At 38.2% G+C, this 21,311-nt stretch carries 21 protein-coding genes; 7 read left to right on the forward strand and 14 right to left on the reverse strand.

Going from position 1 to position 21,311, the window contains the following annotated elements; translation table 11 throughout:
* Positions 1 to 153: 153 nt before the first annotated feature.
* From ACMZ42_RS00210 to ACMZ42_RS00235, 6 genes are all read right to left on the reverse strand, one after another.
* Positions 154 to 1,869 carry an FTR1 family iron permease gene (locus ACMZ42_RS00210; RefSeq protein WP_415730158.1) on the reverse strand — a complete coding sequence of 572 codons (1,716 nt, stop codon included), beginning with the start codon at positions 1,867 to 1,869 and terminating at the stop codon, positions 154 to 156.
* On the reverse strand, positions 1,844 to 3,103 hold the full coding sequence (gene efeB / locus ACMZ42_RS00215; protein ID WP_370082267.1) for an iron uptake transporter deferrochelatase/peroxidase subunit: 1,260 nt from the start codon (positions 3,101 to 3,103) through the stop codon (positions 1,844 to 1,846). The genes ACMZ42_RS00210 and efeB overlap by 26 nt, the downstream gene beginning before the upstream one ends.
* Positions 3,104 to 3,109: 6 nt before the next feature.
* On the reverse strand, positions 3,110 to 3,976 hold the full coding sequence (gene efeO / locus ACMZ42_RS00220) for an iron uptake system protein EfeO (protein WP_415730159.1): 867 nt from the start codon (positions 3,974 to 3,976) through the stop codon (positions 3,110 to 3,112).
* Between the two features lie 143 nt (positions 3,977 to 4,119).
* Positions 4,120 to 5,313 carry an MFS transporter gene (locus tag ACMZ42_RS00225; RefSeq protein ID WP_415730160.1) on the reverse strand — a complete coding sequence of 398 codons (1,194 nt, stop codon included), beginning with the start codon at positions 5,311 to 5,313 and terminating at the stop codon, positions 4,120 to 4,122.
* 11 nt (positions 5,314 to 5,324) lie between these two features.
* Positions 5,325 to 5,744: a MarR family winged helix-turn-helix transcriptional regulator gene (locus tag ACMZ42_RS00230; RefSeq protein ID WP_415730161.1), complete on the reverse strand. Its 420-nt coding sequence runs from the start codon at positions 5,742 to 5,744 to the stop codon at positions 5,325 to 5,327.
* A gap of 530 nt (positions 5,745 to 6,274) precedes the next feature.
* On the reverse strand, positions 6,275 to 7,222 hold the full coding sequence (locus tag ACMZ42_RS00235) for a nuclease-related domain-containing protein (protein WP_370077662.1): 948 nt from the start codon (positions 7,220 to 7,222) through the stop codon (positions 6,275 to 6,277).
* Between the two features lie 267 nt (positions 7,223 to 7,489).
* Between ACMZ42_RS00235 and ACMZ42_RS00240 the strand changes: the two genes are divergently transcribed.
* Positions 7,490 to 7,876 carry a hypothetical protein gene (locus ACMZ42_RS00240; protein ID WP_415730162.1) on the forward strand — a complete coding sequence of 129 codons (387 nt, stop codon included), beginning with the start codon at positions 7,490 to 7,492 and terminating at the stop codon, positions 7,874 to 7,876.
* On the forward strand, positions 7,857 to 8,390 hold the full coding sequence (locus tag ACMZ42_RS00245; protein WP_415730163.1) for a hypothetical protein: 534 nt from the start codon (positions 7,857 to 7,859) through the stop codon (positions 8,388 to 8,390). Before ACMZ42_RS00240 ends, ACMZ42_RS00245 begins: the two co-directional genes overlap by 20 nt.
* A 197-nt stretch (positions 8,391 to 8,587) precedes the next feature.
* Here ACMZ42_RS00245 and ACMZ42_RS00250 read toward each other — a convergent pair whose 3' ends face one another.
* Genes ACMZ42_RS00250 through ACMZ42_RS00265 form a run of 4 tightly spaced genes read right to left on the reverse strand, consistent with a single transcriptional unit; the run spans position 8,588 to position 12,335 of the window.
* Positions 8,588 to 9,595, reverse strand: coding sequence for a FecCD family ABC transporter permease (locus ACMZ42_RS00250; protein WP_415730164.1), 1,008 nt, complete (start codon positions 9,593 to 9,595; stop codon positions 8,588 to 8,590).
* Positions 9,588 to 10,589, reverse strand: a complete 1,002-nt coding sequence (locus ACMZ42_RS00255) for a FecCD family ABC transporter permease (protein WP_415730165.1) — start codon at positions 10,587 to 10,589, stop codon at positions 9,588 to 9,590. The genes ACMZ42_RS00250 and ACMZ42_RS00255 overlap by 8 nt, the downstream gene beginning before the upstream one ends.
* 25 nt (positions 10,590 to 10,614) lie before the next feature.
* Positions 10,615 to 11,532: an iron-hydroxamate ABC transporter substrate-binding protein gene (locus ACMZ42_RS00260; protein WP_415730166.1), complete on the reverse strand. Its 918-nt coding sequence runs from the start codon at positions 11,530 to 11,532 to the stop codon at positions 10,615 to 10,617.
* A gap of 14 nt (positions 11,533 to 11,546) precedes the next feature.
* Positions 11,547 to 12,335, reverse strand: a complete 789-nt coding sequence (locus ACMZ42_RS00265; protein ID WP_402869122.1) for an ABC transporter ATP-binding protein — start codon at positions 12,333 to 12,335, stop codon at positions 11,547 to 11,549.
* Positions 12,336 to 12,483: 148 nt separating this feature from the next.
* Here ACMZ42_RS00265 and ACMZ42_RS00270 point away from each other — a divergent pair, with 148 nt between their 5' ends.
* Positions 12,484 to 13,524, forward strand: a complete 1,041-nt coding sequence (locus tag ACMZ42_RS00270; RefSeq protein WP_370077648.1) for an NAD(P)/FAD-dependent oxidoreductase — start codon at positions 12,484 to 12,486, stop codon at positions 13,522 to 13,524.
* A 131-nt stretch (positions 13,525 to 13,655) separates the two neighbouring features.
* On the opposite strand, the gene ACMZ42_RS00275 is transcribed toward ACMZ42_RS00270, so the two are convergent.
* Positions 13,656 to 13,898 (reverse strand): hypothetical protein, encoded by a 243-nt coding sequence (locus tag ACMZ42_RS00275; protein ID WP_370077646.1) that lies wholly within the window; start codon positions 13,896 to 13,898, stop codon positions 13,656 to 13,658.
* A 315-nt stretch (positions 13,899 to 14,213) separates the two neighbouring features.
* Here ACMZ42_RS00275 and ACMZ42_RS00280 point away from each other — a divergent pair, with 315 nt between their 5' ends.
* A complete protein-coding gene (locus tag ACMZ42_RS00280; protein WP_415730421.1) occupies positions 14,214 to 14,828 on the forward strand; it encodes a class I SAM-dependent methyltransferase in 615 nt (204 codons plus the stop codon).
* A 173-nt stretch (positions 14,829 to 15,001) separates the two neighbouring features.
* Here ACMZ42_RS00280 and ACMZ42_RS00285 read toward each other — a convergent pair whose 3' ends face one another.
* Entirely contained in the window at positions 15,002 to 15,601 is a 600-nt protein-coding gene (locus tag ACMZ42_RS00285) for a WHG domain-containing protein (RefSeq protein WP_415730167.1), read from the reverse strand.
* A gap of 12 nt (positions 15,602 to 15,613) precedes the next feature.
* The gene (locus ACMZ42_RS00290; RefSeq protein WP_415730168.1) at positions 15,614 to 16,336 is read right to left on the reverse strand and encodes an MBL fold metallo-hydrolase; all 723 of its coding nucleotides are present in this window, start codon (positions 16,334 to 16,336) and stop codon (positions 15,614 to 15,616) included.
* A gap of 348 nt (positions 16,337 to 16,684) precedes the next feature.
* On the opposite strand from ACMZ42_RS00290, the gene ACMZ42_RS00295 reads away from it, so the two are divergent.
* The 3 genes from ACMZ42_RS00295 (at position 16,685) to ACMZ42_RS00305 (ending at position 19,549) form a co-directional block, all read left to right on the forward strand.
* Complete coding sequence (locus ACMZ42_RS00295; RefSeq protein ID WP_415730422.1) at positions 16,685 to 17,818, forward strand: DUF418 domain-containing protein; 1,134 nt, start codon at positions 16,685 to 16,687, stop codon at positions 17,816 to 17,818.
* Positions 17,819 to 17,969: 151 nt separating this feature from the next.
* Positions 17,970 to 18,947 (forward strand): sensor histidine kinase, encoded by a 978-nt coding sequence (locus tag ACMZ42_RS00300; RefSeq protein WP_415730169.1) that lies wholly within the window; start codon positions 17,970 to 17,972, stop codon positions 18,945 to 18,947.
* On the forward strand, positions 18,944 to 19,549 hold the full coding sequence (locus ACMZ42_RS00305) for a response regulator transcription factor (RefSeq protein WP_370077639.1): 606 nt from the start codon (positions 18,944 to 18,946) through the stop codon (positions 19,547 to 19,549). The genes ACMZ42_RS00300 and ACMZ42_RS00305 overlap by 4 nt, the downstream gene beginning before the upstream one ends.
* Positions 19,550 to 19,607: 58 nt before the next feature.
* On the opposite strand, the gene ACMZ42_RS00310 is transcribed toward ACMZ42_RS00305, so the two are convergent.
* Positions 19,608 to 20,966, reverse strand: a complete 1,359-nt coding sequence (locus ACMZ42_RS00310; RefSeq protein WP_370077637.1) for a PepSY-associated TM helix domain-containing protein — start codon at positions 20,964 to 20,966, stop codon at positions 19,608 to 19,610.
* Positions 20,967 to 21,311 lie beyond the last annotated feature (345 nt).

Here is a 21,311-nt window from a genome sequence, read left to right on the forward strand (position 1 = left end):
AATACTCTATTTCTACTTTTTGAAGAAGCCCCTACCTTTCATTTCAATAAGCACAACTTTATTCAGAAAAGGTAAAAACAATACAATTAATTACATAAAATATTTATCGACAAGCAAAAAGGCAGATGAAAATATATTCATCCGCCCTTCTACTTATTTTTGTTTCTTTTTATAAATAATCGTAGCTACAACAAGTAAAAGTAAAATCGCTTGTCCAAGCATTGTTTCTACTGTTGGATAGAATCCAATGATGCTGACAACTGGCAAGCCATCCACAATTGTTGTTGAAACTGAATCTCTTAGCTGCAAAGTGTGCAGACTGACACCAATAATTTTAAATGCCAATACATAGATTAACACCGTTGCCACTGCGAAAAATTTATGAATTGGAATTTTTCCACTTGCTTTCAATAACACAAATGCAAAAATAGCTAATAATAAAAGTGCTACTATGATACCTAGTACAAATTGAGATGTCTCCATTTTAGGTGCAATCCCCGCATAAAAGACAAGTGTTTCTGCACCTTCACGGAAAACGGATAGGAAGCTAATTGCTGCCATCGCAAACACCGAGCCAGTTGAGATGGCATTGCCCATTTGTTTGGAAATATAGCGATTCCAGCTTGTCACACTTGATTTACTATGGAGCCAAATACCAACTCCAATCATCATTGCAGCTGCTAGTAACCCAATATAACCTTCCATCAGCTCTCGACTTGTATCAATTGTCGCAGATTGGAAAAGTGTCGACATTAAAACAGCTGCTACCGCTGATAGTAAGATCCCTACAAATGCGCCCACAAATATCCATTTGCGCATTGTTTTTTGTCCAGATTTCTCTAAGAACGATACTAATGCCATAATAATGAGCAGTGCCTCTAAGCCCTCTCGCAGTAAGATTAATGCTGCATCCCACAGAGTATAATCCGAGTCACCTTGAATCAGCTCAATTTCAGTGCGGAAAGTATCAAGCTTACTTTTAATTGCTTTGACATCGACGTTTGATTTTAATAAGTCACTAACGAGAATCGGCATATCACTTTCAATTTTTGTATAAAGGCTACCGTTACGTGTTGAAATATCAATCTCTACACTTGGCCATATTTTAATGAACTCTCGAATTTTATCAGATGCAGCCTTGTAGTCACCTGCATCGATAAAATCATTCGCCTCATCAATATAAGCGACTAATGTTGCTAAAGAATACTCACCTTCAACAACTTTCGCCGTATCATTACCTGCTACAAAATCCTCGATTGTTTGTTTTAAATCTGCATATTGCGATTGCATTAAAGTTACATCTGGCTTTTCAGAAGCAAGTGAGATCCGAATAAAAGCCATTTGTGTTTCAATTTGACCGTACATCGCAATGCTTTGCTCACGTACAGGGCGTTCAATTTTCTTCCATTTCGCATTAAAATCCTTATACTCCGCGTCGATTGTAGTTAAATCACCACTTGCTAAGGCATCTTCAAATGCTTTCATGATAGGTTTAAATTTCATGCCAAATTCTGTTCGCTGCGCCGCTTCATCTACAGGATTCTCAAGCTTTTCTAATGCACGTAAGGCATTTGACAAGTCAGATAGTGCCTTTAAACGTTCATCCTTGGAAGTAGCTTTAACTGCTTGCTCAAGAATTTCATCCACTTTTTCCTTTGCATCCTTTTGCTCAGATGTGACCGACGCCCAGTCTGTTGCAAATTGTTCAAGGGCATGTTGTGCCTCAGCTTCTTTGTCCTGCTTCGTATTCATTAGCGCATCACTTATAGAAATGTACAAATGACTATATGATTGCGCTGCCTGCACCGGTACAGCAAGTGCCAATAACAAGCAAAGTACTAAACTACAACGTGTTAAAAAGTGCTTCACCTATATAACTCCCCTTTGATACACCAGGGAAACAAGCAAACACTGCGCTGCCTCGATGGGTAATGTACTCATTCATTTTATCCATTCGCCCTAAGCTATTTTGAACTGTTGTAAATTGGGCTGGGTCTTTTTGATAAGATATAAATAATAGTCCGGCATCGTGCGCACCAGTATTCGTCATAACACCTGATGCATAAGAGTAAGAACGACGTAAAATACGTGCACCTGATTTACGTGCCAAATGGACATGTGAAGTATCTGGCATAATATACTCACCGTTACTATCTTTCGCCTCTACATCAAAATCATCGAACTCTTTCTTTTTACCGAAAGGTGCACCACTATCGCGATAACGACCAAATGTTGCCTCCTGCTCCTTCAAAGATGTGCGATCCCATGTTTCAAGATGCATTTGAACTTTACGTGCAACTAAATAAGAGCCGCCTTTTAGCCATCCTTTATCGACCCATACAACTTTATTTAAATCTTTGTCGTCGGTAGTCGATGGATTTCCAGTGCCATCCTTGAATGCAAATAAATTTCTCGGTGTTCCTCCACCAGCTGGGAATGAATTGAACCCTGCCTGTGACCATTTAATTTCTACCTTGCCTGAAGCTGCTCGAACTAAATTACGGACTGCGTGGAATGCTACCTGTGGATCATCCGCACAAGCTTGAATACAAAGATCGCCACCAGTAAATTCTTTTTGCAATTGATCTTTCGGGAAATGCGGTAAATCCTTCAATTCAGCAGGTTTCAAATGCTGGATACCAAGCTTATCAAACAAAGATGGTCCTATACCTATTGTGATCGATAAGTTTGATGCATCCAATCCTGCCGCCTCACCCGTATCTCCTGTTGGGATACTAGCATTTTTCGTTAAATCTACCATTAATTCACCATTCATTAAACGTACAACAAGAGGTGTCCATTGTTTGAACAACTCTTGTAGTTCTTTCTTTGATGTAAATAAAACATCCAAAGAAGCAAAATAAATATTTGTTTGAACTGGTGTAATAATGCCAGATTGATGTTTTCCATAGAAATCAACTTTATTACGTGCTGTCGTGCTGTCCGCAACAGGCTCAAAGACATCATAGCCCATTACTTTCATAACACCACCTAAGCCAGAAGCACCGATAGCTACACCAGCTACTCCGATACCCGATAGCTTTAACATGTCACGTCTAGATATTTTTTTATTCATCCATTTTTCATCATTTGACGCTGTCATTCATTATCACTCCAAAATAATACCCATTTGACTTAATGGTTCTCCAAGTTGATTAACTGCTGCTGCAAGTGCTTTTGTGTTTTCTTCCGTTAACTCTTCGTAAGAAACATACCCACCATCAGCTGTTGCATGCTGTGCCAATAAATCATCTACTGCTTTGAATTTTTCATCTAATGTTGCTACTAAGTCTTTGTCTTTCGCTTCTAATTTCGGACGTAGGATTTCAAAGATTTTTTCTGCGCCTTCGATGTTTGCTTTAAAGTCATAAAGGTCTGTGTGAGAATAAATTTCTTCTTCACCAGTGATCTTAGATGTCGATACTTCATTTAATAAATCAACAGCACCCGTAATCATTAAATCCGGTGTTACTTCTACAGTTTGAACTAAAGCGTGTAATTCTTTTGCGTCTGCTAGTAATTGATCTGCAATTTTCTCATAGCCTGCTGTTTTATTTTCTACCCAAAGCGCATGCTCAAGCTTATGATAGCCAGTCCATTCTTCTTCTCCCTTGCCTTCTTCTTGGATATCAGCTAAACGACCGTCAATTCGTGGGTCAAGGTCACCGAAACTCTCAGCGATTGGCTCTGAACGCTCAAAATACATACGTGCTGGTGCATAAGCTGCTTTTGCTTTTTCAATATCACCAGATTTAAATGCGTTCACAAAGTCTTCTGTTTTTATTAAAAATTGATCCATTTGCTCTAAAGCAAATTTTTGATAGGCTGCTAGTTCAGCAGATAAATCAACCTTTGAAGCTTGCTCTGTTTGCACTGTTGCAGGCTTATCTTCTTTTTTAGCTTCATCTGTATTGCCGCAGCCAGTCATAAGAATGCCCCCTGCAACTAATACTGACAATAATGATGTTTTTTTCATGCTAAGTACCTACTTCCGAAATAGTTTATATCGAGAATGATAATGATTATCATCTTCAAATGCAAGAAGTATTTTCATTTAAAGAAAAAAACATCATTATCTAGTTGATAATGATGTTTTTTCTTCAATATAACGATTCTAACCTATGAAATTTTTGCTTGTTTTTCATACTTTCCGTATAAGAAATAATAAAGGACAATTGAAACTAAAATAACGAATACCATCGCGAAGAAAATGGCACTGTACCCCGACGTAGGGACGAAGAATCCTAAGAAATAAGGACCAACCCCCAAACCTAAATCATATAAGATAAAATATGTCGATGTCGCAAGTCCTAAACGCTCATTTGGTGTAACTTTAATAGCTATTGCTTGCGCTACCGAGTTGAAATTGCCATAACCAATCCCTATGCAAGCAGCAGCTAGTAAAAAGACAACACTACTTGTCGCCGAACTAAAGGCATACATACCGATCGCAAAAATGACTAGACATGGATAGATAACAATGTTCGCACCTCTAGTGTCTAGTAATTTCCCTGTAAATGGACGTGTCGCTAAAATAACAATTGCATAAATAATAAAGAAATAACTTCCTGCTGTAACCAAATTAAGCTCTTTCGCGTAAAACGTCATAAATGACATAACCCCTGAATAGGCAAAGCCAATAACGAGCGCCACAAAAGCAATTGGCACAGCGCGCATTTCGATAAAATTACTTAGCTTAAAGCCTGTTTTCTCAGCCATTTCTTTGGCCTTCTTCGTTGCATCCGGAACGGTTACGATAAAATACATCAAAAAACAAACAATAGCTAATACGGAATCAACAGCAAAAATCATACGATAATCTTCAAACAACTGTGTTAAAAGAATACCTACAAAAGGTCCTATAGCCGTTGCTAAAATAGCACTTAAGCTGTAATAACCAATACCTTCCCCTCGACGCTCAGGCGGTAAAATTTGCGCAATAATTGTTCCTGTCGCCGTACTAGCCACCCCAAGTGCAATCCCTTGTACTAAACGATTGATCATTAAAAGCGGCAAATTCGTTGCGATAAAATAAGACATCGTTGATAGCATAAACAATAATAATCCACAAAATAATGTTTTCTTGCTACCCCAATCCCCAATGATACGCCCTGTCCCAAGACGACCAAATAAAGTACCAATAATAAAAATACTCGATACAAGCCCTGCCGTACTAGTTGAAGCCCCAAAGTGCTCAACCGCATAACCTGCAATTGTTACCATCAATAAATAAAAAATTAATGTAATGGTAAAGTTTATAAGTGAGACGATTAAAAAGTCCTTCGTCCAAAGTTTTTGTCTAGATGCTTCCACTTTTTTCTCTCCTACCGATTGATATTTGCACAAATGTTCGCTAAAACTTTTGTCGCAATTTCAATCTCCTTCTCTGATACGCCTGCGAGTGCCTGTTCAAAAAATGGTTTTAATTGTGCCTTAATTTCCTGCACAACCTCTTCACCATTAGCCGTTAATTGTATAAGCTTTTCGCGCTTATCCCTACCCGCTACCGTTTCCACATAGCCAAGCTCCACAAGCTTTTGCACAAGCCTTGTCACACTCGGCTTTTCAATAAACATAAAATTCGCAATGTCAACAAATGTATGTGGCCCTTTATCCATCAATAACCGAAGGAGAGCCCATTGAGAACTATACAACTGATATTTCTCTAACTGCACATTTACTAGATTGATAAACGGTCTGTACATTAAGCGGTATTGATTAAAAAATTCTTGTTCGATTGTCAAAAATACCACTCCTTTTCAATTAGTTAGCCTAGCTAACTATATACTTAAAAATTCTATTTGTCTAGTAGGGAATTTGCGAGTAATCCTGTCATTTGGGGAATGTTCTTTCCGTCAGTTTGAGGATTCTTTCCGTCGGGACCAGAGTTCTTTCCGTCGCTTCGTGACTTTCTTCCGTCGTTGAGGCCAGTTTTTCCGTCGTTGCTGATTCTATTCGTCTCCTTGAGGTTTCTTTCCGTCGGGGCAGGAGTTCTTTCCGTCGCTCTGAGACTACTTTCCGTCGTTTAGGCACTCCTTTCCATCGACACTAATTCTATCCGTCTCCTTGAGGGTTCTTTCCGTCGGGGCAGGAGCTCTTTCCGTCGCTCCGAGACTTCTATCCGTCGGTGAGACCTTCCTTTCCATCGTTGCTGATTCTATCCGTCACCTTGAGGGTTCTTTCCGTCGATGCAGGAGTTCTTTCCGTCGCTCTAAGACTTCTAGCCTTCTGCAACATTCCTAGCAAAACTTCAGACCGCTTGAATTTCTGCTCTTTAATCTACAATCCAATACTTCCTGTTACTTTTTGTACCCTCAGCTTTCAACGGTAACTTTTGTAGTAATTTATAAGCTGTATTCGGCGAATCTATTGCAAAAAACTCACAAAAGCTTTTATTTGTTAACGTTTCGCCTACTAGCAATCGATAATCTTCAAGCGTCCTAAAAATTGCCTCTTGATCAACTGCTCCGCAACGCTGACAATACCATTTTGGGAAACGATAGTTCATTTTCTGTCCATTTAAACAACTTTCACATAGCACACCTTTTACTAAATCTCGGACAGGCAGTGCTATTTCTCTTTTGATTGGCCTATGCATGGATAATAATTTAGAAGCAAATTGAAATAACTTTTCTTCATCCACCCCCGCCTTTTTATGCTGTTGAAGCCATTTTCGAACATGATAACGTAAACCTGAAACATGAAAAATTGGTTGTCCCCTTAAACTCTTCGATAAAATAGCATTTTTCGTAGCCAATACGACAGCATAATGGACAGGAATCTCAAGCCGTGACTGATGCAACATTCCCATCATCCATTCCATATGTCGCCTCCCTTGATGAAATGGATTAGTCATTCCCTCGATATCCCCTTCAGCTGTAGTTCGTGTAAATTGATTAAAGGATTCATCGAAATCAAGAAAGCCTGTTACATTTTTAATTTCGAGTATCAATATAAATTGAGGACAAAGTAAAACGGTGTCTATTTGATGAGTAGTGCCAAAGTGATTAAGTATTTGTAAATCATGAAGAAAATAATGCTGATGAGGTAAATTAATTTCAAGCCATTCGGCATCTACTCTTTGCTCACCAGCAAAGCCTGCGTGTATACGTCTCAACCTCTCAAAATAATTCATGTATTCAGTATGTGTGCTAGGTAATCTCCGTATCAAAGCATCTAAAATTTTGTGTTGCTCCGATTCCTGACGGTCTAATAAAATCATTGTTTCTTCACCCCCTATAACTATTGTATAAAAAAAGAACCTCATTAAAAGAGGTTCCAAAAAACTTGAAATACGTATAATACAAATTAAATCTTTCATCAACTTTTTTAGATAGAAAGAACGGAAAAATTCCTACTATTCAGCTCTTGCTAGTATTTTTTTGCTCGCTTTCCGTCGATGTCAGCGTTCCTTCCGTCGTTTTGAGACTTCTTTCCGTCGGTCTGGCCTTGCTTTCCGTCGCCATTATTTCGATCTGTCGCCCTGGGATTGCCATCCGTCGATGCAGGAGTTCTTTCCGTCGCTCGGACTTTCCGTCGGTGGGGTCTCGCTTTCCGTCGCCGCTATTTCGATCCGTCGCCCTGGGATTGCCATCCGTCGATGCAGGAGTTCTTTCCGTCGCTCGGAGACTTCTTTCCGTCGGTCTGGCCTTGCTTTCCGTCGCCATTAATTCTATCCGTCGACTCGGGCTTTCTTTCCGTCGATGCAGGAGTTCTTTCCGTAGCTTGGAGACTTCTTTCCGTCGGTCTGGCCTTGCTTTCCGTCGCCATTAATTCTATCCGTCGACTCGGGCTTTCTTTCCGTCGATGTCGCTGTTCTTTCCGTCGCTTTGAGACTTCTTTCCGTCGGTCTGGCCTTGCTTTCCGTCGACGCTAATTTTATCCGTCGACTCAGGCTTTCTTTCCGTCGATGTCGCTGTTCCTTCCGTCGCTTTGAGACTTCTTTCCGTCGGTCGGCCTTGCTTTCCGTCGCCATTAATTCTATCCGTCGGCTCGGGCTTTCTTTCCGTCGATGCAGAAGTTCTTTCCGTCGCTCGGAGACTTCTTTCCGTCGGTGGGGTCTCGCTTTCCGTCGCCGCTATTTCGATCCGTCGCCCTGGGATTGCCATCCGTCGATGCAGGAGTTCTTTCCGTCGCTCGGAGACTTCTTTCCGTCGGTCTGGCCTTGCTTTCCGTCGCCATTAATTCTATCCGTCGACTCGGGCTTTCTTTCCGTCGATGCAGGAGTTCTTTCCGTCGCTCGGAGACTTCTTTCCGTCGGTCTGGCCTTACTTTCCGTCGACGTTAATTTTATCCGTCGCCTCAGGCTTTCTTTCCGTCGATGTCGCTGTTCTTTCCGTCGCTTTGAGACTTCTTTCCGTCGGTCTGGCCTTGCTTTCCGTCGACGCTAATTTTATCCGTCGCCTCAGACTTTCTTTCCGTCGATGTCGCTGTTCTTTCCATCGGTCTGGCCTGCTTTCCGTCGCCATAAATTCTATCCGTCGACTCGGGCTTTCTTTCCGTCGAAGTCGCTGTTCTTTCCGTCGCTCTGAGACTTCTTTCCATAAAGCCTTTCAACATAAAAAAACAACTGAACAGCCAAAGCCATTCAGTCGTTTTTCCGTAGTAAATATAAAAAATAAGGTGCACCGATACATGCTACGACAATACCTGCTGGTACTGTTGCACTTGAAATAGCTACGCGGCCAATTGTATCCGCTAGCATTAGTAAGCTTGCACCGATAAACAATGTCAGGGGTAGAAAGAACTGGTAGCGTGGTCCGACAAGCTGTTTTGCAATATGTGGAGCCATGAGACCGATAAAGGCAATGCCTCCTGTGACCGATACAGCTGCCGCAGCTAGTGCTACAGAGACAACTAATAATTGTAAACGTTCTCGTTCGATATTTAAGCCTAAGCCAACCGCCGTTTGTTCTGTCATCGCCAGTACGTTTAACACATTTGCTTTATAAAAAATAAATGGAATGCCTAGCACAAGCCAAGGCAATAAAGCCCAGAAGAATGGCCAATCTGTTCCCCAAATATTGCCCGCAAGCCATTGCGCGATAAATTGCACATCACTACGCTCAGCTGAGGAAATTAATATGATCATTACACCCGATAAGGCAGATGCTACACCTACTCCGACTAAAATGAGTTGGACCGGCTGCACACCTTCATTGCGCTTGTACGAGAAAAAGTAAATGCAGATTGCCGTTAATAAAGCACTACAAAATCCTACAAGTGGTAGCATATACGCAAAGTTAGGTAAGTCTCCATTGACGAGGAGATAAAAAAGGGTAATCCCTACACCTGCACCTGCATTAATCCCAATAATACCAGGGTCCGCTAAGTCATTACGGGTCACCCCCTGCAAAACGGCACCGGCTAAAGCTAACGCCATCCCTGCAGCTGCCAGCACAAACAATCTTGGCAAGCGAACAGAGAACAATACGAATGATTCTTTGAAGCTACCGTCTCCCATTAAAATCGGTAGTATGCGATCAATCGAAACCGAAGCTGCTCCCATTGAAATACCCATAACAAAAATTACTATTGTTAATAAGATCCAAACCAATAACCATCTACGTTGTTTTTTTCGCCCGACATTAAACAATCTGACGACCTCCCTTCCGAACAAGAAGTAAGAAGAATGGAAGGCCTATTATTGAAATAATGGCAACTACCGGAGTTTCATATGGAGCATTAATCATTCTACCTGCAAAATCCGCGGTCACCATAAACCATCCACCGGTAATAGCACTCATCGGTAAGACAAATCGATAGTCTGTCCCTACAATTGCACGGACAATATGTGGCACCATTAAACCAACAAATGCTAGATTACCTACAAGTGCTACTGCGGAGCCTGCAAGAATTACAACGACAAACATCATAATTCCTTTAATAACGGCTGTATTTTGTCCTAACCCAACAGCTACTTCTTCATTTAAACTTAAAATGGTTAGCTGACGACTAAACGCAAACGCTACAATTAATCCGACCACAATAACCGGAGCAATTATTAAAGCTTGCCATGTAGTACCTATTAAACCACCACTCGTCCACATCGAAACATCTTTTGAAATTTGAAATAATATTCCCGTACCATCTGCTATTGCTTGTAATAAAGCGGAAACAGCTGCCCCAGCTAAAACTAACTTTAATGGAGAAAAGCCATTCTTAGTTGAAGCGCCAATACCATAGACAACAATCATCCCTACGCCCGCACCTACGAAACATGCAAAAATAAGCATATAATACGAGGAATTTGGGATGAATGCCATCGTCAATGCAAGTGCTGCATTCGCACCTGCTGTGAGGCCAAGAAGTCCCGGATCCGCTAACGGATTTCTAGTAACTCCTTGCATAATAGCCCCAGCTACTGCGAGTGCACTACCTACAAAAATAGCAGCAATAATACGAGGAAATCGAATTTCTCTTAAAATAGCATAATGCTTGCCACCGTCTTGTCCGACAATCGCTTGATAAACATCTTGAATGCTCGTATTTGCTGCGCCGATACAAAGTGAAATCGTAACTGTCACTGCTAATAAGATCAGTGAAAGCAACACCTGAAGCCAAAATGGGAAATGTTGAAACTTTATCATTTTCCTTCGCTACTCTCTACTGAAATTATTGTAAAAATTTCTTTTCAAAGAAATCTAGTTGATAATCTAAAGTGATTGGGTCATTAAAGTAAAATTCGTTGGCATTCACTTCAAATAAATGGCCATTTTTCTCAGCCTCTAAATCTTTAAACCACGCAGCATTTTTAATGGCGCTATCTTCGCCTTTAAATGTACTAAAAATCACATAGTCACCCGCATAATCCCCTAATACCTCTTGAGAAATTGCTAAATAACCTGGTTTTAAAGCACCTTCCTTCACTTTCTCAGGCATTTTCAAGCCCATTTCTTGATATATAATTTCTGTGCCACGACCCCAGTTATCTCCATAAACATACAATTGTTTATTGAACATTTCTGCAACAGTAACCGTTGCATCTTCGCCGATTTTTTCTTTAATTTTTGTACCCGCTTCTGCGGCACGCTCTTTAAAATCTTTTACCCAATCAGTTGCTTCTTTTTCTTTATTGACAGCCTTACCGATTTCAATAAATTGTTGTAAATAATCTACTTTACCATAAGTAAATAATACAGTTGGTGCGATTTCTGCTAATTTATCCGCATTTTCAATACCATTTAAACCAATAATCAAATCTGGCTCAAGCTCGATAATTTTTTCGATATCCGTATTCTCAACAACTACTGCATCTTTAATATCATCTTGGAAGTTTGGATTATCTGCAGCCCATGAATCAACACCGACAACATTAACGCCAAGCTGTAGTAAATCCCCAACAAATGAAGATAACACAACTACACGTTTAGGGTTAGCTGGTACTTCAATAGGACCTGATTCTGATTGATACGTAATCGTTTCTGCAGATGTTTTATCTTTAGAGCCCTCTTCCGCCTTCTCTTCTTTATTGCCGCACGCTGCAAGCACTAGTACGACCATCATAAACATTGGTAATAGCCACTTTTTCATAAATATATCTCCTTTTACACTGTTTCTAGTAAGTTATATGTAATGCACATTGGCTTATCTGTTCGTGGATCTTTACCAATGACTGCATCAATATTAAACACTTTTTCTAATACTTCAGGTACCATGACTTCCTCTGCAGTACCAAACTTCACAAGCTCTCCTTTTGACAGCGCAACGATAAAATCTGAAAAACGGGCTGCCTGATTTAAATCATGTAGCACCATAACAATTGTGCGTCCCTCTTCTTCGTTAAGCTTGTAAAGTAATTCTAAAACCTCTAACTGATGGGCCATATCTAAATACGTTGTTGGCTCATCTAAAAAAATAATATCGGTCTCTTGCGCTAATGCCATCGCAATCCACACTCGTTGACGCTGTCCACCTGATAAGGCATCAACCGTGTTCTGACGAAAGTCATCCGTTTTAGTTACCTTTAAGGCCCAGTCAATCATTTCTTTATCCTTTTTCGATAAATTACCGAAGCCTTTTTGATATGGAAATCGACCGTAGGATACAAGTTCTTCTACTGTTAAACCATGTGCACTTTCCGGGCTTTGTGGTAAGATGGCGAGTTCTTTCGCCAATTCTTTTGTGTTCATCTCGGAAATATTTTGACCATCTAATATGACTTGTCCACTCTTATGCTTCAAAATCCTTGTAATGGCCTTTAAAAGTGTTGATTTGCCACAGCCATTGGAACCAATAATGGTCGTTATTTTACCGTCTGGAATTTGTAGCGATAAATCATGCACAATCGTTTTGTCCTCGTAGCCGATACGAATCGATTCAACTTGTAAACGCACAACATAACCTCTCTTTCCTTTTACTTCTTTCCATGCTATGATAACGAATAACCGATAATGATAATCATTATCACTAAAGTTAGTCTAGTTTTCCTATAAAGTTTTGTCAAATACTTTTTTATTATTTTTTAAGGATGTGGTGTTATAAATGCAACATTTATACGATGTAACAATTATTGGCGGTGGCCCCGCAGGTCTATATAGTGCCTTTTATAGTGGTTTACGAGGATTGAAGACGAAGTTAATTGAGAGTCAACATCAGCTTGGTGGTAAAGTTTTACTTTATCCTGAAAAGCTCATTTGGGATATTGGCGGACACCCTCCTGTGTTAGGCGAACAATTTGTAAAACAGTTGATTGCGCAGGCAAAAACTTTTGATCCAACCATTTTAACAGGTATGAAAGTCGATTTTATCGAGCGCCAAGATGAAATTTTTGTTCTACATACGGCGCAAGGAGATAAACATTATTCTAAAACCGTTCTTTTAGCAGTTGGTGGTGGAATTATTAACCCTCAAAAGCTTTCACTAGAAGGTGCAGAAAAATATGAAATGACTAATTTACACTATACAGTGCAATCTTATCGACACTTTGTGGACAAGGAAATTATTATTTCAGGAGGCGGAAATGCGGCTATTGATTGGGCAGTTGAACTTAGTCCTATCGCTAAAAATGTAACTGTAGTTTATCGGAAAGATAAGTTATCTGCGCATGAATCAACAATACAAGAAGCTTTAGATGCTGGTGTAAAGATTGAATGCCATACAACTATTTCAAAATTGACTGCTAATGCTGACAAAACAGCGATTCAATTAGTGACATGTGAAAACTCAAAAACAAAGCAAAGTTACACGCGTCAAATCGATGAAGTAATTGTTAGTCATGGCTATAACCGCGAAGCATCATTAGCATTGGATCAATCACTGACCATTCCTAAAAAAGATGATTACTATTTCGAAGGAAAAGCAACGGGAGAAACTGAGCAGCCCGGTATTTTTGCAGCGGGTGATATTTTAGCATTTGAAGGGAAAATTCATCTCCTTTTAGGTACTTTCCAAGATGCAGCCAATGCCGTGAACTCTATTAAAACGTATTTAGAGCCTACTGCCTATCGTCACGGGGTCGTTTCATCACATAATGAAGTGTTTAAAGAGAAAAATCGCTCTATTATTGAAAAGCACCTTAAATAATCTTTAAAAACTAAATACAATGATTATTCAATCACAACAACCCCTCTTAAGAAAATTTACTCTTCAGAGGGGTTCTTAAGCCTTTCTTGCTATCTTTATAGGATGGACTTTAAAAGACCCATCGAAATAATCTACCTAAAGAAATTTAAAAATGCACCCATTTGCCTTAACATACCAACTCCATTTGTTATTGTTCCCGCATGGCCCATAATGGTATTTAAATGCTGTGGTAATCTTCCAAATCTAGAAGTTTGGGGTTGTTGATTAGGGTTAAAGAAAGGTTGCACCCTTCTACCTTGAATAGGAGGGCCAAAACCTTGTCTATATCTTGGTGGTAATGGTCTCATTCTAGAATTAGGCGGATAAAATGGCATCAATTCACCCCCTATCAAATATCTTTTTACTAGTATACGTCTGTATTTTTTTATTGTTTAGACTATCGGAGAAGTTGCTAAAAAAATATATTGATATGTATTGTAAAAATGTTGAAGCCCAATTATTTATCATTCTCTCCTTCCTTTCTGAAAGGTTCTTCATGACAACTCTGGAACCATACTTTTTTTAATTTCATATTATACAAAAATACGAATAAAGAAGGGATTCCGATTCAAAATTCAAAATATCTAGATTTTCTGTCCAAATTTGGCGTTGGCGGTGCGCATCCTGGTGGCATTAATCTAACTAAGGAAATATTCAAGGTAGAGAGCATTAACGAAAACTCCCGCATTTTGGATGCAGGGTGTGGTACAGGCCAAACTTCTGCCTATTTGGCGGAAACATATGAAGCAAAAGTAACTGGTATTGATATCAATCCTGAAATGGTCGCAAAGGCTAAAAAGAGAATGAAAAAAAATCACTTACCCGTAAAAATAATTCAATGCTCTATAGAACAAGTGCCGTTACCTGATCATACATTTGATTTTATTATTTCTGAATCTGTTCTTTCTTTTGTCAATAAACCTAATGCACTGAAAGAAATTTTTCGTTTATTAAAAAAAGGTGGTCGGTTTATTGCCATTGAATTTACTATTCATCAACCACTTGAAGAAAAAATTGAAAAGGAAATCAAACAGTTTTATGGATTTGATTCTTGTTCAATGAAAAAGGATTGGGTAGCTTTGTTTAACCAGGCTGGTTTTAAAAATATTCGTATTCAAAAAAATAAATCAATCTTCTCCATTCCTGAGCTTCATCACTCGAAGGATATTGCACCTGAACTTTATGAGGTAATGGATAAACATTTTGAAATGAACTTAAAGTATGAAGGCGTTTTAGACTATAGAATTTATTCATGTACTAAATAGTGTGAGGATGTTATTTAACTTAACTGCTATGTAAATAAAAAAGAGCAGCAGACTCGTTCAACGACAAATCTCCCACTTCAACATCCATTCTGTTCAACAATTTATAGCGGGAAATTAATCCTTTGTGCCATTTCCCGCTTCTTTCTTTTCCCTAAAAGAGCAAGATTTCCTCCTTAGTCATTCCTTTGCATGTATTTATCTTCATTAATCGTCACTGCATGAATGCCCTCAATAAAAGTATTGATTAAGATTAAAAAGCTTTTATTGATATCAAGTGGCATCCCAAATCCCCCCATTTGTTCAATAGAAGTGAATCCATGTAGAATACTTCGTAACCCTCTGACCATATGAATCGCAATTTCTTCTTGTAAATTATAGGCATCAAGTACTTGAAGTACAAGTTGCACGACAGCTTCTTGGGCTTGCTGAAGTTCTTGATCGTTAGTATCTGGAAAGCGAGTGCTTGCATCATACAGCCCCGGATGCTCTCTAACAAATCGAATATATGCCTGACTAATTGCACGAACGGCATCATCACCTGAACGTCCTACTGCAGCTTGAAGCATATATTCATTTAATTTGTTTACGCCTTGAATAGCTAACTTCTGCTTCAATTCATTTAATCCATCAAGATGGTTATACAAGGAAGGTGGTCGTATTTCCAATTTTTCTGCTAATAGTCCAATTGAAAGTTGATCCAATCCTTGTTCATCAACTAGCTCCGTTGCCTTTTGTAAAATAATCGATATATCTATTTTCATTCGACGGGACATTTTTTTCACTTCCTATTTTGATTGTCTAAATTTTTTTTTTGCTTCTGCTTCTGCTATTGCTATGTCCAAAAGTTCCTGTGGTTGCTTCAACATCTTTCCGTGCCCCACAGCAAGTAAGCTTGGATTTAAATCCCTTAATTTTTTTGCGCTTATTAGAGCTGTGCTTTTATCCCATGTTGCTAGAGCAGGAAATGGAAACAACGGATTCATTACTCCCGATACTAGTAGTTTTCCTCTTGTTACGAGGGCATCACCCGCGATTAAACTTCTATTGCGTGTGTCGAAAAGTGTGATGGAACCAGGTGTATGACCTGGAGTTGCAATCACTTCTAATGAACCAACACGATCACCTTCTTCGAGTAATAAGTCCGGTTTAGTCTTAATATTTTTTGGAATACCTCCCCGAATGGGTGTGTTTTTTTCATTTGGAAGTAATGCACTATTTCCTTCCAATAACAAAGCATCTCTGGAAGAAATGCACACTTGACTATCTGGTAATAATTCTTTTAACGTGTCTAGCGCTCCTATATGATCACTATGTGCGTGAGTAATGATGATTCTTGTAATCGGTTTACCAATACTTTCAGCCGCTTTTATTATACTTTTTGCACTATATGGTAGGGCTGCATCGATCAGTGTAAGCTCGCTTTCTTCTTCTACAATATAACAATTAACAGGAAAAATCCTCGGCATAAATGACAATTGAAACACTGTACCAATCTTCGTAATTTTCATTCTAAATCAAATCCCCTTTATCGACTAATCGTATTTCTATTTTAACTAATATGATTAGTTTTCGCAATATTTAAATTATAAAAATTTGGATTTTGACTAAAATTCTCGTGCCTCGAAGGAAAGATTCCTGCTTTTCTAATACATTATTCTAAAAGTGACCGCTTCCTATTTTCCCTAGCCAAAACACCATAGTGTTAATAAAAAGCAAAGCTGTTTTATTATTTCCTGTGCTCTTGATACACCATAAAATGACACCTGTCATAAAGAAGCTTTGACTGGTGTGAATATGTTTTTCCCTTTCGTTTTCTTATCATTATTGTAAGAAAACAGAGAAAGAGTGATTTTATGATGAAGGTTCAACAAAGATTACCCCTAATCGATATGTTACGAGGCTTTGCTGTATTAGGGACACTTGGCACGAATATTTGGATTTTTGCTTATCTTGGAGATATTTCGTATATCACAACGAGTAGTTATTCAGGTTGGTGGTCATTGAACGACTTTTTACGAATGGCAGTCCTTTTTTTAGTAAACGGTAAACTCCTTGGTTTATTAACAATCATGTTTGGTGTAGGTCTAGAATTAAAATATCAGCAAGCTTTGCGAAAAGGAAATGCTTGGCCAGGCATGTATATTTGGACGATAGTCTTTTTATTTATGGAGGGGCTTATCCACTTCGCCTTAGTTATGGAATATGATATTTTAATGAGCTATGCTGTGACAGCCGTCATCGTTACTTTTATCGTTAAATTTGGTGATAAAGCGATTAAACGTGCTTTATACGTTTTTGGTAGTTTCCACGCACTGACGATTCTGCTGATTTTAGTTAGCGCATTGCTAGGTGCCATCAATGTTTCCCTTGCTGGACTCGATCCAGTCGTTAGTCTTTATGAAAATGGAACTTGGTTTGAGCAAATACAATATCGTTTAACAAATTTTCTTTATTATAGAACAGAAGCTATTTTTATTATTCCAATGAATATCTTTTTATTTTTACTTGGTGTTAAACTGATGAGGAATGGTGTATTTTCGCAAGATGACAAAGGACGTCAGGCGCGTCAAAAACTATTCAAAATCGGTATTTTTATTGGAGTACCTTTAAACCTTCTAATTTTTATTCCCGGTGGAGCATTTGATTTACCTGTACGTTATTTATTCGCACCAATTCTATCAATTGGTTATATTGGTATATTAGGTAAAATGATAGAATATAAGAAGCTTGATTGGTTATGGAAGAGATTTGGTGAGATTGGGAAAATGTCTTTAAGTTGCTATGTGCTTCAAAATGTTATTGCATCTATTATTTTCTATGGTTGGGGCTTAGGTTTAGGTGGAAAATTGAATAGCATTGAAGTTATCAGCATTTGGCTAACCCTCTCCCTTCTACAACTTTTCATGGCACATATTTGTATCAAGCATTTTCATGTTGGGCCAATGGAATGGATTCGGAAACACGCCATTCAAAGTGTCACACAGAAATAATCGACAAGGGTTGGTGTGAACTATAAAGATTTATCCAAGAGACCAGGTAAAGTACTATTTAATTATCGATGTTGTATCACTTGTTTTTTTATTTACAATGGTATTAAGTTCGAATTCTCCATTACCGTTAATGGCTAAAATAATTATCCTTATGTTATTTTTAGTAGCCTTCTATATTGCTTTATGGTTTAAAGATTGGCGTTTACTGTTAGCTTCTTTACTAGGCTTTACGCTTATTATCATATTGGGTATTTATGAAGGTTCTTCTATGTTAGTTTTTGGATTTATATTTGCTGATTTAATTGGGAGGGCTAAAAAGAAATGGCATATTGCTATTGGAATGATTGCGATTGCATTTATGTTTTTAATAGTTATTTGGTTTGAATCAGGAGCATCTTTCAAATTACAATCCCAAGCAATAATACCTATTATGATCATTCAGCTACTGTTTCCAATGCTAATTTACTACGTAGAAAAATCAAAAAAATTACAATCAAAATTAACAGAGGTAAATACCCAGCTTGTTCAGCAAGAAGAAAGACAACGTATTGCGAGAGACCTCCACGATACGCTTGGTCATACATTGACAATGATAAAAATAAAAACCGAACTAACATCAAAATTAGTCGATAAAGATACAATGCGTGTTAAAGATGAGCTAAATGATATTTTAGCAACAACACGAACAGCACTAAAGCAAGTAAGAGAATTAGTCTCCGATATGAATTTTATTTCGTTAGAAAGTGAACTTATACATTGTAAGCAGCATTTACAAACAGCGGATATTTCCATAAAAATAAAAAATAACTGTCCAAAGCTGCTACTAGCTAGTGTGGAGGAAACGATGCTGTCCTTATGTCTTCGGGAAGCAGCTACAAATATTATTAAACATAGTCAAGCAAAAAAATGCCAAATAGATATCAACTATATTAATGGAATTTTAAAGATAAACGTTGTTGACGATGGTGTCGGCTTACATATCCAAGGGCATGGGAATGGACTTTCATCAATGAAAGAAAGAATGAATGCCCTTCAAGGAAATGCTTCCATTGGCAACTTACCGACAGGCGGAACGATTGTGACCTTAACACTGCCTAACCAACACTATAAAAAGGAGCCAACTTCATGATAAGAGTATTACTAGCAGAGGATCAACAAATGTTACGTGGCGCCATGACTTCCTTGTTGTCGTTTGAGCCTGATATAAAAGTGATCGCGGAAGTTTCAGATGGTCAAACAGCGTGGGAATATATTCAACAAGAGCTACCCGATGTTTGTGTATTGGACATCGAAATGCCGAATCTTACTGGTCTTGAACTTGCTGAAAAAATAAGACAGGCAAATTTACCGTGCAAGGTGATGATTGTCACTACCTTTGCACGCCCTGGCTATTTACAAAAAGCGATGGATTGTGAGGTACAAGGTTATTTATTAAAAGATGAGCCGATCGACTATTTAATTGAAACAATAAGAAAAGTGATGAATGGTGAAAAAGTAGTTAGTAGAGATCTAGCTGCAACGTTGTTTATGAAAGAACAGAATCCATTAAATGAACGTGAAATTGCTGTTCTGCAACTTGTAAAAGAAGGACTCACAACAAATGAGATTAGTAAAAAGTTATTTTTAACGAAAGGCACTATCCGAAACTATTTATCAACCTCTATTCAAAAGCTCCATGTTGAATCTAGACAACAAGCTGTTCAAGTCGCCAGTGATAAAGGGTGGCTTTAGAACAAGAAAAGCGATACTATATTCCTTAACCATTAAGGATACAGTATCGCTTAGCATTTTAATCAACTACTTTTTTATTTTTAGACACTAAATTTATAATTATTTCAACGAGTACGACAGCAATTAAGGAAAGCCCAAATAGTGGCATCAGTATACCTAAAATAATCATGAAAATGATAAAAGGAATGGATACCTTTTGAGAGATTTTAGGTGGTGCAGATAGCATACCTTGTTTCTTTCGTAGTAGCCATGTTCTAACTCCCCAAACTATAACTACTAAAAATGCTAGACATACTAGTAAATTTATTAATTTATTTGGCCAGCCAAACAAATGACCTTCATGTAAAGGAATTCCCCATGTGAACCATTTGGCAAGAATGCCATAGTCCTCATATCCAACCTTGTCTATAAATTTTCCGCTATATTGATCGAAATACATTGTCGTTTCATCATATGGACTAACATCAAGACCTGTGACACCAGTGTTACTAGATTTTGCAACTGTATAGACACCGTCTTCACTAGTAGGATAAATAATAGCGTAAGGTTTTGATATATTCATTGCATCAATTTCATGTTCTAGCTTTTCCACACTTAGTTGGTTAGGGTTAGCAACATAGCCCATATTAGCCCCCATACCATGATGTGCTGCATGTCCTGAATCTGACGATGGAGGGGTTTCTTGACGAGTAGCCCAAGGAATCTCACTAACATCAGATGTAGGCGGCTGCTGCTGCAATAATGGCGTGCCGAAAGAAGGATGATCTTGTGAAGCTTGATAAATATATTTCCCCATAAACGCAGACCATGGTAAACCTGTGAAAATAATAACAAGCATTGGAATTGTAATAATTGTCCCAACAAGAGCATGGAATTTTCTACTCTTTTGACGTTTGTTCGTCTGCTTTGTTTTCTTTAGTAGTTTTGCTTTAAACGTCATGTAAATGCCTGAAAGTAGTAAAAAAATAGCCCAGCACGCAGCTAATTCTACTAAATAATTGACAACCGTTCCCCCAATAAATAAGGAACTATGGGCATTTCTCATAATATTTGCAAATGTGTAATCAGCATCTTGACCACCGATAATTTGGTTATGATCATCTAAAAACACATATTTCTCTTTGCCATCTGCATTCTTCATCGATAAACGAGTATTGTATGGCTCTTCTAACTCAATAATTTTATTTGTTTTATAGCCAGCATATGATTCTTCTGCAAGTTTAACAGCATCATCGATAGATTGTATCTCGGTTTTTCCACTTTCACCAAAAAAGTATTTATCATATAACTGATTTTCAACATTGGTATAAAATAAAAAACCTATACCACTTAATGTTAGTGAAATAAGAAGTGGAGTAATAAATAATGCGGCATAAAAGTGCGTTCGCCAAAAGCTCTGATAAAGCGTGTTCTTCATGTCTAAATCTCCAATCTATAATAATAAGCGCAAAATTATTATATAGTTAAAAAGTGAAATAAGTATGAAGTCCCAGAGTTTTTTTTATGACAAATATATGTATTCCTATTGAGATAATTAGATATAAAGCTTGTTTTTATAGAAAAAGGCTACATAATGTCCCGTAAAGAGGTGAACATTAAGTAGCCTTTTAACTTTGGTGAAGACTAATAATCAGTGGGGATAATACGCCCCACTGATTAAAGTTTCACTTTATCCCGCTTTAACGGGCAGTAATTTATCTGTTCCGAAAGCGTGGCTTCAGGTAAAAGATTTAAAACCTTAAATTAGCAAAGAGAAGATGTT

Source organism: Lysinibacillus sp. NPDC056185, assembly GCF_047737915.1.
Classification (GTDB): domain Bacteria; phylum Bacillota; class Bacilli; order Bacillales_A; family Planococcaceae; genus Lysinibacillus.

What these genes read in the sequence shown, in the direction of transcription:
- efeB (WP_370082267.1), bottom strand. Translation starts at nt 3,103, where the DNA reads ATGACAGCGTCAAATGATGAAAAATGGATGAATAAAAAAATATCTAGA.
- efeO (WP_415730159.1), bottom strand. Translation starts at nt 3,976, where the DNA reads ATGAAAAAAACATCATTATTGTCAGTATTAGTTGCAGGGGGCATTCTT.
- ACMZ42_RS00235 (WP_370077662.1), bottom strand. Translation starts at nt 7,222, where the DNA reads ATGATTTTATTAGACCGTCAGGAATCGGAGCAACACAAAATTTTAGAT.
- ACMZ42_RS00255 (WP_415730165.1), bottom strand. Translation starts at nt 10,589, where the DNA reads ATGATAAAGTTTCAACATTTCCCATTTTGGCTTCAGGTGTTGCTTTCA.
- ACMZ42_RS00260 (WP_415730166.1), bottom strand. Translation starts at nt 11,532, where the DNA reads ATGAAAAAGTGGCTATTACCAATGTTTATGATGGTCGTACTAGTGCTT.
- ACMZ42_RS00270 (WP_370077648.1), top strand. Translation starts at nt 12,484, where the DNA reads ATGCAACATTTATACGATGTAACAATTATTGGCGGTGGCCCCGCAGGT.
- ACMZ42_RS00275 (WP_370077646.1), bottom strand. Translation starts at nt 13,898, where the DNA reads ATGCCATTTTATCCGCCTAATTCTAGAATGAGACCATTACCACCAAGA.
- ACMZ42_RS00285 (WP_415730167.1), bottom strand. Translation starts at nt 15,601, where the DNA reads ATGTCCCGTCGAATGAAAATAGATATATCGATTATTTTACAAAAGGCA.
- ACMZ42_RS00290 (WP_415730168.1), bottom strand. Translation starts at nt 16,336, where the DNA reads ATGAAAATTACGAAGATTGGTACAGTGTTTCAATTGTCATTTATGCCG.
- ACMZ42_RS00295 (WP_415730422.1), top strand. Translation starts at nt 16,685, where the DNA reads ATGAAGGTTCAACAAAGATTACCCCTAATCGATATGTTACGAGGCTTT.
- ACMZ42_RS00300 (WP_415730169.1), top strand. Translation starts at nt 17,970, where the DNA reads ATGTTATTTTTAGTAGCCTTCTATATTGCTTTATGGTTTAAAGATTGG.
- ACMZ42_RS00305 (WP_370077639.1), top strand. Translation starts at nt 18,944, where the DNA reads ATGATAAGAGTATTACTAGCAGAGGATCAACAAATGTTACGTGGCGCC.
- ACMZ42_RS00310 (WP_370077637.1), bottom strand. Translation starts at nt 20,966, where the DNA reads ATGAAGAACACGCTTTATCAGAGCTTTTGGCGAACGCACTTTTATGCC.